Annotated in this window: 15 protein-coding genes and 1 pseudogene; 5 read left to right on the forward strand and 11 right to left on the reverse strand. The window is 65.0% G+C overall.

The window, feature by feature from the left end; translation table 11 throughout:
* Positions 1 to 159: 159 nt before the first annotated feature.
* Positions 160 to 1,461, forward strand: coding sequence for an MFS transporter (locus BLX42_RS00720; RefSeq protein ID WP_161870944.1), 1,302 nt, complete (start codon positions 160 to 162; stop codon positions 1,459 to 1,461).
* A gap of 77 nt (positions 1,462 to 1,538) precedes the next feature.
* Here the strand turns inward: BLX42_RS00720 and purT are convergent, their stop codons facing one another.
* From purT to BLX42_RS00745, 5 genes are all read right to left on the reverse strand, one after another.
* Entirely contained in the window at positions 1,539 to 2,720 is a 1,182-nt protein-coding gene (gene purT, locus BLX42_RS00725) for a formate-dependent phosphoribosylglycinamide formyltransferase (protein WP_115273998.1), read from the reverse strand.
* Between the two features lie 76 nt (positions 2,721 to 2,796).
* Positions 2,797 to 3,264, reverse strand: coding sequence for a VUT family protein (locus BLX42_RS00730; protein ID WP_012315977.1), 468 nt, complete (start codon positions 3,262 to 3,264; stop codon positions 2,797 to 2,799).
* A 59-nt stretch (positions 3,265 to 3,323) separates the two neighbouring features.
* Positions 3,324 to 3,524 carry a DUF1289 domain-containing protein gene (locus BLX42_RS00735; protein WP_039602028.1) on the reverse strand — a complete coding sequence of 67 codons (201 nt, stop codon included), beginning with the start codon at positions 3,522 to 3,524 and terminating at the stop codon, positions 3,324 to 3,326.
* On the reverse strand, positions 3,517 to 4,041 hold the full coding sequence (locus BLX42_RS00740) for a gamma carbonic anhydrase family protein (RefSeq protein ID WP_039602029.1): 525 nt from the start codon (positions 4,039 to 4,041) through the stop codon (positions 3,517 to 3,519). The genes BLX42_RS00735 and BLX42_RS00740 overlap by 8 nt, the downstream gene beginning before the upstream one ends.
* 41 nt (positions 4,042 to 4,082) lie before the next feature.
* On the reverse strand, positions 4,083 to 4,682 hold the full coding sequence (locus tag BLX42_RS00745) for a CoA pyrophosphatase (RefSeq protein ID WP_046784375.1): 600 nt from the start codon (positions 4,680 to 4,682) through the stop codon (positions 4,083 to 4,085).
* Positions 4,683 to 4,808: 126 nt separating this feature from the next.
* Here BLX42_RS00745 and BLX42_RS00750 point away from each other — a divergent pair, with 126 nt between their 5' ends.
* The 4 genes from BLX42_RS00750 to BLX42_RS00765 all read left to right on the forward strand — a co-directional run bounded on the left by BLX42_RS00750 (position 4,809) and on the right by BLX42_RS00765 (position 12,327).
* Positions 4,809 to 5,360 carry an NUDIX hydrolase gene (locus BLX42_RS00750; protein WP_046784376.1) on the forward strand — a complete coding sequence of 184 codons (552 nt, stop codon included), beginning with the start codon at positions 4,809 to 4,811 and terminating at the stop codon, positions 5,358 to 5,360.
* A gap of 18 nt (positions 5,361 to 5,378) precedes the next feature.
* Positions 5,379 to 5,933 (forward strand): murein L,D-transpeptidase family protein, encoded by a 555-nt coding sequence (locus BLX42_RS00755; protein ID WP_012315982.1) that lies wholly within the window; start codon positions 5,379 to 5,381, stop codon positions 5,931 to 5,933.
* 160 nt (positions 5,934 to 6,093) lie between these two features.
* On the forward strand, positions 6,094 to 7,773 hold the full coding sequence (locus BLX42_RS00760; RefSeq protein WP_161870945.1) for a ShlB/FhaC/HecB family hemolysin secretion/activation protein: 1,680 nt from the start codon (positions 6,094 to 6,096) through the stop codon (positions 7,771 to 7,773).
* A 27-nt stretch (positions 7,774 to 7,800) separates the two neighbouring features.
* Positions 7,801 to 12,327 (forward strand): hemagglutinin repeat-containing protein, encoded by a 4,527-nt coding sequence (locus BLX42_RS00765; protein ID WP_161870946.1) that lies wholly within the window; start codon positions 7,801 to 7,803, stop codon positions 12,325 to 12,327.
* Positions 12,328 to 12,388: 61 nt separating this feature from the next.
* Here the strand turns inward: BLX42_RS00765 and BLX42_RS00770 are convergent, their stop codons facing one another.
* From BLX42_RS00770 to BLX42_RS26740, 6 genes and pseudogenes are all read right to left on the reverse strand, one after another.
* Positions 12,389 to 13,048, reverse strand: a complete 660-nt coding sequence (locus BLX42_RS00770; protein ID WP_125924475.1) for a general secretion pathway protein GspN — start codon at positions 13,046 to 13,048, stop codon at positions 12,389 to 12,391.
* The gene (gspM, locus tag BLX42_RS00775; RefSeq protein ID WP_161870947.1) at positions 13,045 to 13,431 is read right to left on the reverse strand and encodes a type II secretion system protein GspM; all 387 of its coding nucleotides are present in this window, start codon (positions 13,429 to 13,431) and stop codon (positions 13,045 to 13,047) included. The genes BLX42_RS00770 and gspM overlap by 4 nt, the downstream gene beginning before the upstream one ends.
* Positions 13,428 to 14,516, reverse strand: coding sequence for a GspL/Epsl periplasmic domain-containing protein (locus BLX42_RS00780; protein ID WP_046784667.1), 1,089 nt, complete (start codon positions 14,514 to 14,516; stop codon positions 13,428 to 13,430). The genes gspM and BLX42_RS00780 overlap by 4 nt, the downstream gene beginning before the upstream one ends.
* A complete protein-coding gene (locus BLX42_RS00785; RefSeq protein WP_161870948.1) occupies positions 14,513 to 15,103 on the reverse strand; it encodes a type II secretion system protein in 591 nt (196 codons plus the stop codon). Before BLX42_RS00785 ends, BLX42_RS00780 begins: the two co-directional genes overlap by 4 nt.
* Positions 15,100 to 15,468 carry a type II secretion system protein GspI gene (locus BLX42_RS00790; protein WP_046784382.1) on the reverse strand — a complete coding sequence of 123 codons (369 nt, stop codon included), beginning with the start codon at positions 15,466 to 15,468 and terminating at the stop codon, positions 15,100 to 15,102. Before BLX42_RS00790 ends, BLX42_RS00785 begins: the two co-directional genes overlap by 4 nt.
* Positions 15,465 to 15,627: pseudogene (locus BLX42_RS26740) on the reverse strand (type II secretion system protein GspH); the annotation flags it as partial. The pseudogene BLX42_RS26740 and the gene BLX42_RS00790, both read right to left, overlap by 4 nt.

The following is a 15,627-nucleotide window of genomic DNA, read 5'->3' on the forward strand; positions in this document are numbered from 1 at the left end:
CCCGCTCCCGCCCCTATCCCCCTTGGGCTATCGTCAGTCGGGCGAACAAAAGAACAATACGCTCCGGCGTCCGCGAACCGTACCTGCCCTTTGCTGGCCAGTGCATACCGTCGCGGGCCAAGCCCATGGAGCACGACCAGACTGTTAGGGACCTACTTAATGACAACCAGCAGCACTTATGCCCAAGCGCCTGCCGCGCCGGTCAACTCGCCCGCGCGGGTGGCCACCGCCAGCTTCATCGGCACGGCCATCGAGTTCTACGATTTCTACGTGTATGCCACTGCCGCCGCGCTGGTGATCGGCCCCGTATTCTTCCCTTCAGGGTCAGGCACCGCGCAGATGCTGGCGGCCTTCCTTACCTTCGGCATCGCCTTCCTCGCCCGCCCGCTGGGTTCAGCACTGTTCGGACACTTCGGTGACCGTATCGGGCGCAAGTCGACGCTGGTTGCCTCGCTGCTGCTGATGGGGGTGTCCACCACGCTGATCGGTGTATTGCCAGGCTACGACAGCATCGGCATGTGGGCACCGATCATTCTTTGCCTGCTGCGCTTCGGCCAGGGCCTGGGCCTGGGCGGTGAATGGGGTGGCGCGGCGTTGCTGGCCACCGAGAACGCCCCGGCGGGCAAGCGTGCCTGGTTCGGGATGTTCCCGCAGCTAGGCCCTTCGATCGGCTTCCTGGCGGCCAACGGCCTGTTCCTGACCCTGGCCCTGCTGCTCAGCGACGAGCAGTTCCGGGAGTGGGGCTGGCGCATTCCGTTCCTGCTCAGTGCCGCGCTGGTGCTGGTAGGCCTTTACGTACGCCTGAAGCTTGAAGAAAGCCCGGTATTCGCCAAGGCCGTGGCCCGCCAAGAGCGGGTGAAAATGCCGGTGGTCGACCTGTTCAGCAAATACTGGTTGCCGACCCTGCTGGGCGCGGCCGCCATGGTGGTGTGCTATGCGCTGTTCTACATCTCGACGGTGTTCTCGCTGAGCTACGGTGTCACTACGTTGGGCTACAGCCGCGAAACCTTCCTTGGCCTGCTGTGCTTCGCCGTGGTCTTCATGGCCCTGGCCACGCCGCTGTCGGCCTGGCTCAGCGACCGTTACGGGCGCAAGCCGGTGCTGATCGTCGGCGGTCTGCTGGCGGTGGCCTCGGGCTTCACCATGGAGCCTTTGCTGACCTCCGGCTCGACCACTGGCGTCGCGTTGTTCCTGGCCATCGAGCTGTTTTTGATGGGCGTGACTTTCGCACCGATGGGCGCGCTGCTGCCAGAGCTGTTCCCTACCCATGTGCGTTATACCGGCGCGTCTGCCGCGTATAACCTGGGCGGCATCGTCGGGGCTTCGGCGGCGCCGTTCTTTGCTCAGAAACTGGTGAGCATGGGCGGCTTGAGCTGGGTGGGTGGGTATGTGTCGGTGGCGGCGGTGATCAGCCTGATTGCTGTGCTGTGCCTGAAAGAGACCCGCAATACAGAGCTGTGATCCTTGAGCTGCAAGCTTCAAGCTGCAAGAAAAGGCATCCCCTAGCAGCTTGTAGCTTGTAGCTTGTAGCTTGTAGCTTAGAACTCGACCTTGACCGCCTGCGCCGCACGGGTCGCCTTGGCCCGCGCCGCTTCGATCGATTCATCACGTGCCAGGCACACGCCCATGCGGCGCTGGCCGTTGATTTCCGGTTTGCCGAACAGGCGGATCGCGGTATCCGGCTCGCTCAACGCTGCGCCGAGGTTGGCGAAGCTGGTCTGCTGCGACTGGCCTTCAGGCAGGATCACCGCCGACGCAGACGGGCCGAACTGGCGCACCACCGGGATCGGCAGGCCCAGAATGGCACGGGCATGCAGCGCGAACTGCGACAGGTCCTGGGAAATCAGCGTGACCAGGCCGGTATCGTGCGGGCGCGGCGAGACTTCGCTGAACCACACCTGATCGCCCTTGACGAACAACTCGACGCCGAACAAACCACGGCCGCCCAATGCATCGGTGACCGCCTTCGCCACACGCTGCGACTCGGCCAAGGCTTTCGGGCTCATCGCCTGGGGCTGCCACGACTCCTGGTAGTCGCCTTTCTCCTGGCGGTGACCGACCGGCTCCAGATACGTGGTGCCGCCAACATGGCGCACGGTCAGCAAGGTGATCTCGTAGTCGAAATCGATGAAGCCTTCGATGATCACGCGGCCCTTGCCGGCGCGGCCACCCTCCTGGGCGTAGTCCCACGACTTCTGCAGGTCGGCATCGCTGCGCAGCAGGCTCTGGCCCTTGCCGGACGAGCTCATCACCGGTTTGACCACGCACGGGTAACCGACATCGGCCACAGCCTTTGCATAGTCTTCAAAGGTATCGGCGAAGTGGTACGGCGAGGTCGGCAGGTCCAGCTCTTCGGCCGCCAGGCGGCGAATGCCCTCGCGGTTCATGGTCAGCTGCGTGGCGCGGGCGGTCGGCACGACGGTGAAACCTTCGTTCTCCAGCTCGACCAGCGTAGCGGTGGCGATGGCTTCGATTTCGGGGACGATGTAATGCGGTTTTTCAGCCTCGATCACCGCGCGCAGGGCGACACCATCGAGCATGTTGACCACGTGGCTGCGGTGCGCGACCTGCATGGCCGGCGCATTGGCGTAGCGGTCCACGGCGATCACTTCGACGCCCAGGCGCTGCAGCTCGATCACCACTTCCTTGCCCAGCTCGCCACAGCCGCAGAGCAGTACACGGGTCGCGGTAGGCGACAATGGGGTTCCGATACGGGTCATTTCAGGTCCTCGAAGGCGTCCGGGGCCGCGCCAGTCTTAGCGCCGCCCGCTGAAAAAGGACCCGTATTCTACACCATCAGCCAGCCACGGCAGCCCGCCGCGCACGAAATGCCATGGCCAGCCACACCGCAGTCACGCCTGCGAACTTGGAGGCCATCGCGGTGCCGATCACGGCGGGGGTCAGGGCACCGATCATGCCGAAGAAAATGAAGGTGTCCACCGGGATGCTCAGTGCCGAGCTCAACCACAAGCGGTCACGCAAGGGGCGCCGGGTGATGCTGAACACCAGCCAGTCGATCAGTTCGGAAACGAAGAACGCGGTGGCACTGGCCAGGGCAATGGCCGGCTCGGAAGTGACATACGACAGCACCAGCGCCATCAGCATGGCGATCAGCGCGCCATGGCCGTAGCGGGTCTGCACCATGTCACGCAGGATGAACACCAGCCCACCCCAGGCCGACCAGATCACGTCCAGATGCGGGGCGCTGGAAAAGGCAAAGTTGATCAGTACAACGCTGCTGATGTAAGCGATTAGAAAGAACATGGGCAGTGACCGTCCGACAAGCGGCACAGATTACCTGATTTTCGAGTCAACCGCAGCGCTTACAAGATCAATCCGGCCGCCACCGCCCGCTCATGGCACAGCTTGAGCACCGCCCGGCGTTCGGTATTGTCCATCCGCCCCCAACGGCCGATCTCCGCTACGGTGCGCTGGCACCCGGTGCAGACATCCTGCTCGTCCAGCGCGCAGATGCTCACGCAGGGCGAAGCGACCGGGCGTTCGGTAGCGATCACCTCACTCATCGTCCACCACCAGGTCCCGCGCATAACGCTGGGCGTTGTGAACATAGTGCGCGGCGCTGGCCTCGAGCATGCGCTTCTGCTGCTCGGTCAGCTCACGCACCACCTTGCCGGGCGACCCCATTACCAGCGAACCATCGGGGATTTCCTTGCCTTCGGGGATCAGTGCATTGGCGCCGATGATGCAGTGTTTGCCGATGCGCGCACCGTTGAGGATCACCGCATTGATGCCGACCAGGCTGTAATCGCCAACCGTGCAACCGTGCAGCATGGCGTTGTGGCCCACGGTCACGCCTTTGCCCAATGTCAGCGGCGAACCCATGTCGGTATGCATCACGGTACCGTCCTGGACGTTGCTGTCCTCGCCGATATCGATCAGCTCGTTGTCGCCGCGCAGCACCGCGCCGAACCACACACTGGCGCGCGCCTGCAGGCGTACCTTGCCAATCAGCATGGCATTGGGTGCGGCCCAACTGGTGGCATGGCTCTCGACCCGCAGGTCGCCCAGGCGGTATTTCATTCTCGCTCCTCAGGTATCAGCGGCGACGGGGTGTGCCCCGTTCAGATCTCTATATAACGCTCGGGGGGCTGATGCAGGCTGATGCCTGCGTCGTACAGCAAGTTGACCAGTTCGACGATCATGATCGCCGACAGCCCCCAGATCTTGTATTCGCCATAACGATAGCTGGGCACATACCAACTGCGGCCCTGGTAATCGATACGGTGGGTGTGGTCGCGCGGGTCCTGGCGGAAAAATTCGAGTGGCACGCTGAATACTGCCGCGATCTCCGCATCATTGGCGCGGTATTCGACGAAATCAGGGATCACCCCGACGAATGGCGTCACTTTCAGCCCATGCAGGGAAATCAGCGGGCTCAGCGGGCCGAGCACTTCCACCAGGCCTGGCGGCAGGCCGATTTCTTCTTCGGCCTCGCGCAGCGCGGTGAATATCAGGTCGGGGTCTTCCGGGTCGCGCCTGCCACCGGGGAAGGCGACTTCACCGCCATGGGTGGAAAGCCCTTTGGCACGCAGGGTCAAGACCAGTTCGGGCGCTTCGCTGCGAGTAATGGGCAAAAGTACCGCCGCCTCGGGGAACCGTCGGTCGGTTTCCAGTGAAGCTGGTTGGTGGTTGCTCATTCGGCGAAGTAGCTCGTCCAGCATTGCGCACTCTCGTTTCCAAGGCCTGCCCTGCATGATGCACCAAAGCCGCGAAGCACCCAAGCCCTGTACGCTTGCGGCAGACCTGCCTGGCACGCCAAGATAGCCTGGGCTAAAGGGAAGAACAGCATGAAATTCTGCAGCGCGTGCGGCCAGCCGGTCATTCAGCGGATACCCGAAGGCGACAGCCGCCTGCGGTATGTCTGCAATCATTGCCAGACCATTCACTACCAGAACCCGAACATCGTTGCCGGGGTGCTGCCGGTCTGGGGCAGCCAGGTGCTGCTGTGCCGGCGAGCCATCGAGCCTCGCCGCGGCTTCTGGACCTTGCCCGCCGGCTTCATGGAGAACGGCGAAACACTGGACCAGGCCGCCCGCCGTGAAACTGTCGAAGAAGCCTGCGCCCGGGTCGGCACGATGGCCCTGTACCAGTTGTTCGACCTGCCGCACATCAACCAGGTGCATGTGTTCTTCCGCGCCGAACTGGCCGACCTGGACTTCGACATCGGCGTCGAGAGCCTGGAGGTGCGGCTGTTCGACGAACACGAGATACCGTGGGGCGAGCTGGCTTTCCGGACCGTCACACGCACACTAGAATGCTATTATCGCGACCGCATCGGGCAGCATTACCCCATAGGCCATGAGTACCTGCCACCGATGAGCGTTTCGCCCACCACTTAAGTTTGCAGGTACCGCTTCATGCGCTGGTTGTTCGCCCTTTTCTGCCTTTGCGTTACCTCGGTGTCCCAGGCGGCCTTCACCGAGACCATCATTCGCAAGCCACAGCCGCCTTTGCCGGCACAATCGCAATCGCAGGCGGCCATGCAGCCACTGATCGACAAGGTGCTGGTGATCAAGTCCGAGCGCCGCCTGCAGTTGATCAGCCGTGGCGAACCGCTGAAAACCTACCGCATCTCGCTGGGCAAGCAGCCCAAGGGCGCCAAGCAGCGCGAAGGCGACAAGAAGACCCCCGAGGGCCTGTACTGGCTGGACTGGCGCAAGCAAAGCGACCGTTTCAACCTGTCCATGCACATCACCTACCCGAACATCAGCGATGCCGCCCGGGCCACACGCGAGGGCTGGAGTGCCGGCAGCATGATCATGATCCACGGCACCCCGATCAACGACGAGTATCCCGAATGGTATTTCCATACGCTTGACTGGACCGACGGCTGTATCGCCATGCGCAACTCGGACATGCGCGAGGTCTGGGACCTGGTGCCGGACGGCACATTGATCGAGATTCGGCCCTGATAGTCCGGTATTCCAATTGAGGCTGTAGGAGCCTTCCCACTTCAATTAAGCATCCGCCCTACTGCCGTGTAGGCAGCAGACTGCATCCAATCGACTGGCAAAGTTTTTAGCATCCACGCAAACGAGTACGCAGGCCGTACGCCATTTGCGGGGTTCCTCCATGCCAGCCCGATATCGCCACATCGCCAGCAGGCTGCTTGCCTGCTGCATGACGACCTTGCTGGCCATGCCGCAGGTATGGGCGGACGACCCTGCCAGCCAGCAACTGCGTGATCAACAGCGAACCTTGCGCCAGCTCGAGCAGCAACAGCGGCTGCAGCGCTGGCAGCGCCCTCCAGCGGCGCAACACAGCGACGCCCTCGCACCGAACCCACCCAGCGACAGCCGCTGCTGGGAGATAGCCGGCGTTCGCCTGGCCGGCAACCGGCAGCTTTCGGCACAGGCGCTTGAGCCGGCCATCCAGGCGCTGATAAAGCCCTGCATGGGCATCGCCGACATCAACCACCTGCTCAAGGCCATCACCCAGCGCTACGTGCACGCCGGTTACCCGGCCAGCCGCCCCTATCTGCGCCAAGCGCCAGCGCATGACGCGCCGCTGGACATCGTCATCATCGAAGGCTTCGTCGAGTCGATCGAGCTGGCTGCCGAGCTGCCGCTCTCCCTGAACAGCGCATTCCCCCATCTGCTGGGCAACCCCCTGTACCTGCCAGACCTTGAGCAGGGGCTGGACCAGCTCAACCGCCTGCGGGCGTACGAGCTCAGTGCCGACCTGTTGCCAGGCGAACTGCAGGGCGGCACCCGGGTGCTGCTGCAGCCTCGCCAAGTGGCTTCACGCTGGCACCTGGACAGCCGCTTCGATAACCGGGGCAGCCCGCTGACCGGGCGTCACCGCCTGAACCTCGGCATCGGCCTGGACAGCCCCTTGGGCCTGAACGACGACCTGCGCCTGTCACTGTCGACAACGGTCATCGATGCTCCGGGGCGCAGCCAGGGCGTCACCCTGTACTACAGCATCCCCTACGGCCCATGGAGTTTCACGCTCAATGTCGGCCAACTGCGCTACAACGCGCCGATTCCGCAAGGGCGGTACGACAGCAACGGCAACAGTAGCTACCAGAGCGTCAGCGCCGAGCGCATGCTCTGGCGCAACCAGTACGGCATGCTCAGCGCCAGCGCCCGGCTGGACCGCAAACAACTGATCAACCGCACCGGCTCTGCAGTCATCGGCCTGCAGAGCCCCACCCTGACCAGCGTGGAGGCCGGGCTCAACCTGCTCTGGCTGGACCACGGCCTGTGGAACGCCTACATCGGCGTCGCCCAGGGCACTCACTGGCTGGGCGCCGAGCAACCCGCCCAGCACGCAGCTGCGCCGCAGCTCGACTTTAGAAAGTACCGCGCCAGCCTGCTGCACCTGCGCCAAGGGCCAGCGAACTGGCCGTGGCGCTGGCAAAGCGAACTTGGCCTGCAGTACAGCACCGATGTCTTGCCGGCCGTCGAGCAAATGTTGTTGAGCGACGATTCGGCGGTGCGTGGCTTTCGCCTGCGTACCTACAGTGGCGCCAGCGCCGCCACCTGGCGCAATACCTTCAGCCAACCGCTGGCATTGCCCTGGACCACACCGGCTACGGTGCGCCCCTACCTGGGCCTGGACCTGGGCTGGGAGCGGCTGGCGCAAGGCGCTTCGCCGCGCCGGCTGGCAGGTGCCACGGCGGGTATCGAAGTGAACCTGCCGCACAGCCGCCTGCGCCTGGACTATCAGCGCGCCCTCTATGCCAGCGACCTGCAGCGCCCGCTGCTCGAACCCGGATTCTGGGTACTTGAATGGGCCCTGAACATCTGATTCACCCACAACAAAGAGAACGAGAACATGCAGACACTCTCGCAGATACCCGCAATCCGCCCCGATACCTTGCGCTGGGCCATTTTCCTCGCCCTGCTCGCCTCCACCAGCGCGCTGGCCGAACACGGCCTGGAGGCGGCCACCGGCCCTGGGGGAACGCCGCTCATCAGCAACAATCATGGCGTACCTGTTATCGACATCGTCGCGCCCAACGCCAGCGGCCTGTCGCACAACCAGTTCCTGGACTACAACGTCGCCCGCCCCGGCGTGGTACTGAACAACGCCCTCCAGGCCGGGCAGTCGCAACTGGCCGGCGCGCTGGCGGCCAACCCCCAGTTCCAGGGCCAGGCGGCCTCGACCATCCTCAACGAGGTGATCAGCCGCAACGCCTCGCTGATCGAAGGCCCACAGGAAATCTTCGGCCGCCCGGCCGACTACATCTTGGCCAACCCGAACGGCATCACCCTCAATGGCGGGACCTTCATCAACACCACCCGGGCCGGTTTCCTGGTAGGTACACCGGAGCTGCAGGACGAACAGCTCAAATACCTCAACACCCTCAATGCCAGTGGCACCCTGCAAGTGCTCACAGGCGGCCAGCACAATGCCGAGGGCGCGCTGGACCTGATCGCGCCGAAGCTCGACAGCAAGGGCGTGCTCTCGGCCAGTGGCGATCTCACCGTGACCGTTGGCCGCAACCGCATGCGTCACGACGACGGGCAGGTCATCGAGCATCTGCCGGGCACGCCGTCCAGCATCGACGCCAACCTGTTCGGCGCCATGCGTGCCGGGCGCATTCGTGTGGTCAGCACTGCCGAGGGCGCGGGTGTGCGGGTGGGGCCGGTGCAGATCAAGGCCGACCAGGGCATCACCCTTCAATCTGCCGGCGCACTGCAGGTCAGCGGGCATGAAAACCGGCCCGGGGAACTGCTCAGCGAACACGGCGCATTGCAACTCACCGCTGCCGATGACCTGCGCCTTGGCGCCGTCGACGGCAAAGCCGAGCGTATCGAGATAAAGGCTGGAAAGAAGCTCACTCTGGATGCCGAAAGCCGCCAGAGCATCGCCCGCGAGCAGGAAAGCTGGAACAAAAAGTTCCTCTTCGTCACCCGCGAGACTTACCAGCGCGAACGTACCACCACCGCCGACCAACTGCGCGGGGCGCAGCTGCAAGCCAGTGACAGCGTGCTGTTGCAGTCCGGCGCCGACATGCGCCTGTTGGCAGCCAATGTGGATGCGGGCGGCGACCTGACACTCGACAGCGCTGCCAACCTGGATATCAGTGCAGGCACCAACAGCCAACGTATCGAGGAGCAGGTACGCCACCGCAAAGACCTGTGGCGCGGCGACAGCGATACCAACCAGTACAAGGAATCAGCACAAGGCAGCACGCTCAATGCCGCGCGCATGACGGTCAAGGCCAATGACACGCTCACCGTGCAAGGCAGCAAGCTGCACAGCCGCGCCGGCCTGGACATCAACGCCAGCAACGTCGAAATCGGCACAACGGCGCTGCAGGAACAGGGCACACGCCGCAACTACCGTGGCGACCTGGTATCGGGCACCTTTTTTGGTGACCGCAAAGGCAACGATACCCAAGGGCAGAGCGTAGCCGGCAGCGCTGTCACAGCCGATGGCAAGCTGAACGTTGCGGCCGAACAGGTGGGCATCAAGGGCAGCACCGTCCACGGCGCCCAAGACGCAGTGATGTACAGCGAAAAAGGCGCCCTGGCGATCGAGGCAGACCACGCCAGCACTGTGGCCACCGACCGCGACAGCAGCAGCAAGCTGTTCGGCCTGATCGGCAACGATCGCGAGCGCACGCAGCGCAAACAGCAGGTGCTGAGCAGTGACGTCAGCTCTGCCAGCAACCTGCGGCTGGCCAGTGCTGAAGAATTGCGCATCCAGGGTTCGAAGGTGACGGCCGGCGGGCATCTGCAGGTCGAGGCCAAGGGCGACCTGTTGATCGGTAGCACACAGTCAAGCGACGAGAGCGAAACACGCAGCCAGCAGCGCGGTTTCACGGCCAGCGCCAAACAGACCGCAGAAGCCGAAGACGGCAAGCCCGAGTCGCGCCAGTACGCCGCCGGCGTTGCTTACGAGGTGGTCACCAGCACAGGCCAACAACGCGAAACGTCGCAGGTGGCCAGCGAATTGACGGGCGCTACGGTTGGCCTGGACAGCGGCGCGCAGCTACAAGTCAACGGTTCCAGCGTACAGGCCAATGCGGGCGACCTGAACGTGCAGGCCAAACAGGTGAGCCTTGGCGTCACACGCAACGAGCGCGTGTCGTCCGGCAGCTCTACCCACAGCGGCGGTGGCCTGACGGTGACCGGCGGTATGGATCGGCTGGGCAGCCTGTTCGAAGGCCATCGCAACAACGAAGTCATCACAGAACGCGACAGCAAGACGCAACGCACCGGGTTGCAGGCCAGCGGCGACCTGAAACTCAGCGCCGACGAGTTGATCACCGAAGCTGCACGCGTCAACGCAGGCGACACCCTTCAGGTGACTGCAAAGCGCATTGAGAACCGTGCCGTGCAGGACACCCATGAACGTGAAGTGCAGCGCAATGACTGGTCAGGCAGCATCGGCGCCAGCCTGGAGTACCGTGACGTGACCCGGCCGATCGAACGCTTGGTACAGGGCGAAGAAGCGGCGCGCTTCCAGCAAGCCTCGCCCGAAGACGCAATGGTGGCACCGAGCGTTGGCGGCGACATGACCCTGGACCACCTCAAACGCTTGGAAAACCAGCGCCGCGGCTTTGCCCAGGTGAGCGAACTGGCAGGGGGGCACGTGAAAGTCAAGGCCGATACCCTCGATGACCAGGGCACCACCTGGCGTGCCAACGCCGGCGCCCTGCAGGTCGACGCGCAGCAGCACCACCTGCGCGCCGCCGAAAACACCCGGGAAGATAACGTGCAGCGCCTGGCCTACGGCGGTGACCTGCGCGTGGATACCAGTTCGGGGAGCGACCTGAACGTCCGCGCTTCCGGCAAGGGCGGCTCGCAGGGCAAGCAGGATACCGCCAGCACCGCAGTGCCGGGCAGCCTTTATGGGCAACAGGGCATTCAGGTGCAGCTGGGTAGCGACGGCCGCTACGAAGGCACGCGCATCGATGGCGGTGAAGGCGACGTAGTGATCCAGAGTGGCACTACACTGTCGCTGGCCCAGGCCACCGACCACGCTCAACAGCGCGCTCGCCAGCTCGATGGCAACGCCTGGGCCAAGGTCGGCAACCGCCCGGGCAGCACCGGCGTCGACGGCCGAGGCTATCTCGACCATGCCCAGCAGCAGGCTAAGCAAACCAATGCCCAGGTAGCGCAGGTCGACGCCAAAGGCCAAGTGCGCCTGACCAGCGGAGGCGACATGCTGCTCGAAGGCACGCGTATTGGCAGCCGCGAGGCCAAGGTCGGCGATACGCGCCTGCAAAGCGATGGCCGCCTGCAGGTCAAAGCTGCGAGCAATACCCGACAGGCCACTGGCGGGAACCTGGGCGGCGGCCTGGAGCTGGCCGTGAAGACCGGCACCACCCAAGGTGGCGCCATCGGGGGCCATTTCAACCATGGCAAGAAGAACGAGGACGCCCGCCAGGCAATCGATGCGCAGTTCCAAAGCGCAGGCAAACTGACCCTCGACAGCCGCGCTCGCGAGGACCTCGCCGTGCATCTGCAGGGCCTGCAGGCATCGGCCGAGCACATCGGCATCAATGCCGCCAAGGGCGGCATGCTGATCGAAGCGTCATCCAACGTCGAGCGGCGCGACAACCTGGACATCACCGCCGGCGCCGGCTTCAACACATCCAAGGGCGGCACCGACACCCTTGGGCTGCACGGCCGTGTTCAGGTCAACCTGGACAAGCGCGACAACCTCATCTGGAACGCCGGCAACCTGCGCGCCGAGCGTATCGACCTGCAAAGCCGCGGCGACACCCGCATCGAAGGCGTAAGCCTGGAAGCCGGGCGCATCAGCGGCGCAATCGACGGCGACCTGCGCATCGCCAGCCGCAAGGACAGCGTCGATACCCTGACCGTAAAAGGTGATGCACGGCTGAGCAAAGAGAAAAACCCGCAAGGCTATGTGAACGCTGCCACGGCCGTCGCAGGGCCGCTGGGAAGCAAGGTCAGCGAAAAAGCAGGTTCCGCCCTGGCCAAGGCCGACCCGGGCGTTTCGCCAACCTTCAGGCTCGATGTGTCGCATGTTCAGCGTGATGGCGTAGCCCAGCAGACGGCGCTCAAGGGCAGCGATGGGGTAGACCTGACGGTTGGCGGTGACGCTCACCTGACAGGCGCCCGCCTGCAATCGGCCAAGGGTGAGGTAAAACTCACCGCCAACGCGGTGACCAAGGAGACGCTGAGCGGCAATGATTACCGCCGGGATGTGTCGATCGATGCGTCGAACTCGCCGGTAGACCTGGGTACCGCCATTGCCCAGATCAGCAAAGGCAAAGGTGCCGCAGACGGCGAGAATGCATTGGACCTTGGCTTGCTGCGCACCAGTGGGCATAGCCGCAGTGAGCAGTGGGCATCGGGGATTGAAGGGAAAGCCAACTGATCCACAGGCCCTGTCGTCGGTAAACCGGCGATAGGGCCATGCACGTCACGTCAACCGCTGCTTACCAACGCCACTCCCCCTGCCCCGTCAATGCCTGTGGCCCCAACAACCGAGCAGCGCGCAGCAGCGGTGTAAGGGCCGCGTCCGGCTGCAGTTCGGCCGCCACCACTGCGTGGCGCCCCAGAAGGTCTGCATCCAGCGCCAACTGATGCTCGCCCTGTTGTATCAGTTGCCCATGCAGGCGCCAGCCTGTGCGGCAATCCATTTCTACCCAGCCCTGCCCCAACCCCAGCGACCAAGGTTCACTCAAGGCGAGGTCGGTGACCGTGATGCGGCCTTCGCTGGTTCGGCACTGCCCCCCCGCGCCTTGCAGGCGCAGCGTGCCCTGCCACTGCCCGGCCAGCCGATAGGCCGTCTGCACACTCGCCTGGGGAGCCTGTGCAGTGACGTCCAACCGCCAGCGCCATGGCCAGCCTTCGGCATGCAACTGCCAGCCCTGGCCCTGAAAGCCCAGCTGTGCGTTGGCCTGCAAGCGCCAAGGCTGCAAGGCCCAGCGTACGGGGCCGGCAGGCCCGAACTGCTGCGCCTGCCCCTGCCACAGGCTGCCGCTGACCGCATGCATCGGCAGGCCCAAGCCCTTTGCAACCCAGGACGCCGGCAACTGCACCAGCAACGTCAGGCTGAACACCAGCCCGGCCCACAGCAGCCCACGGCGGCTCATGGCTGCACCACCAGGTCGAAACGCAGGCCCTTGGCATCCTGTTCCAGGGCCCACTGCAGCGGTTGCGCACCCTCTGCGCGCAAGGCCTGCAGCCAGCGCTGCAAAACCTGCTCATCGGCCACCTGGCCGCGCAGTTGCCACACCTTGCCTTGCACCTCGACCTCGGCAACTTCGACCCGCCGCGCCTGAGCAGACTGACGCAGCCGCTCCAGGCTCACGCCTGGCCCGCTGGGGAAGACGGCGGCCTGCACTGCCAGCCCATGCCACTGACTGAGCTCGCGCCATTGCGACACGCCTTGGCGCAGTGCCAGCAACGCCAGCAGAAAGCCGATCAGGCACCAGGCGAGCAACAATCGATGACGCTGAAACCACGCTCGGGTCATGTTGGCGCTCCCAGATCGAAAACCACGTGCGCCGCTGGCGCAGCGCTCAGTACCTGCACCGCCGCTCCGGCGGCGCTTGCCATTTCTTGCCAGGGCGGCTCGCTCCCCTCGCCCTGCAGGCGCAGGTGCCAACGCTGGCCGTCGAAGCGCACCGCTTGCAGACGCCAGCCTGGGTGCTCATGCAGCCACACCTGCAGGTGTGCCTGCAGGTCTTGAAGCTGACGCTCCCGCAGTTGCTGTTGCAGTTCGCTTTCGCGCAGGCGCTTGAGGGCCTGCGCCGCTTGCCGAGGGCTGGCCTGGGTGCCGGTCACGGCCAGCACCTGCGTGCGCCAGGTTTGTACCTGCCGCCATTGCTGGCCCGCCCATAGCCCGCACCACACCACGGCCAGCACCAGGCAGGCGACAACCAGCGCGCGCGGCAGGGCCGGCACACGGGGCGCCAAGCGGGCCTGACGGGTTCGCTCGAACAGGCTTGGCAGCGTGTCGAGCGACGCCAGCGTTCCCGGCCAGCGCCCGACCTGGGTGGCTTTGCGCAGGCTATCCCAGGGCTGCTGCGGTACCTCACCCAGCGCGTCAGGCCAGGCCAGCCAATGGGCTTTCCCCTCTTCGCTGCGCCCCAGGTACAGGCACAGGCCAGGCGCGCGCTGCCACTGCCAGCCCGTCCCGGGCTCAGGCGTGGGCAACAATTGGAACTCGGCCCAACAGCGCTCGATCTGCAGCCCCCATTCGCTGCACTGGCCACGCCATTCGTCCAGCGCCTGGCGGGCTACCGCCAGCAGGCGCAACTGCCCTGCCTGGCGAGCGAGGCAAGCGCACTGCACCTGTTCGGCGTTCTGCAGCAAGTGGTCTTCCAGCAGCAAGGGCCACTCATCACGTTTGAGGCCTGGCGGTGCAGCCAGCTCGAACTGGCTGCACCGCTCGCCCGGGATGATCAGCGCTACCTGTGCGTCCAGGTTCGCCGGGGGCTCGCCCTGGCCTTCCCGTTGGGCCACACCGTTTTCAACCAACAGCCAGTCCCAGATCACGCCCGGGCGCAGCAGCAACCAAGACCGCGCCGGCGCACGTCGCCGCCATTCAAGCTTCATGAACGCCCCCAAGGGAGCGTGAAGGTGCAGACATAGGGGGCTCCATCACGCTGCAGTTGCACGCGCACACCACGGCCGGGGTGCGCGGGTTGGTCGGAAGGCCAGGGCAGCCATCGGCCTCCCTGGTGATAAAGAACATTCAGCGCACTGACCTGCTGCAGCTGCTCGCGCACGACCCAACGGGGTTCGCTGGCGGCGTACAGGTCTGCCGAGGTTTCCAGCGTCAGGCGTTGTTCGCGGGGGTCGAAACGCAGGCGTTGGCGCTGCAGCCGTGAGCCGCCCTCGGCCTCTGGCACAGCGGTGGCTGCCACCCACAGCAACTGCTGGCGATCGGGCTGCCAGTCGAGCCAGCGGCTGGCCAGTGGCAGGCGCTGCTCATACACCCGGCGCAGTACCGGGCTGTCGAAGCGCCGCTCCAGGGCCAGGCAGAACTCCAGCACACTGTTCTCCTGGCGGGTCACCTGCAGCCGCTCGCGGACCTTGAGCCAGCCATTGACCAGCGCCGCGAGCATGACCCCCAGCAGCGCGGTCAAGGCCATGGCCACCATCAGTTCGATCAGGGTCAAGCCTGCCTGGCGCCGCTTCATGGACGCTCCAGAAAAACCGTGTACTGGCCCAACGGCAGGCGCTGATCGCGGTCGGCATACAGTTGCATCTCGCCGCGACGCAGGTCGCGCACGCCGGTACGGCGCAGCTGCATCTGCCAGTGGCACGCCTGCCCGCCCTGGTTCAACACCCCACTGGGCTGGTTGCTGGCCGGCCAGTACCGTTCCACGGCAAAGCGCGCCTGCAGCTCGCGAGCGCACAGCACGCCAAGGCGATGCTGTTGCACGCTGTCCTGCACTGCCAGGCGCTGGCGCAGAACCTGGCTGGTGATCACCGCCAGCACAGCAGCAATCGCCAGGGCCACGGTCACCTCCAGCAGGGTGAAGCCCTGTTGCGTGCGCTTCATGGTGACAACCCCACTCGCAACTGGCCGTCACGCCCCCACGCCCAGCGCTGGCTGCCACCTGCCCAGTGCCAGCGCACCGAACCCGGCTGGGCCCACCCTTGCGGCGTGAACTGCAGATGCGGCTGCAGGCTGGCCGGCCAGTCGGGGCGCAGCCCTTTG

It is taken from the genome of Pseudomonas sp. SG-MS2, from assembly GCF_009933855.1.
In the GTDB taxonomy this organism is placed as follows: Bacteria; Pseudomonadota; Gammaproteobacteria; order Pseudomonadales; family Pseudomonadaceae; genus Aquipseudomonas; species Aquipseudomonas putida_E.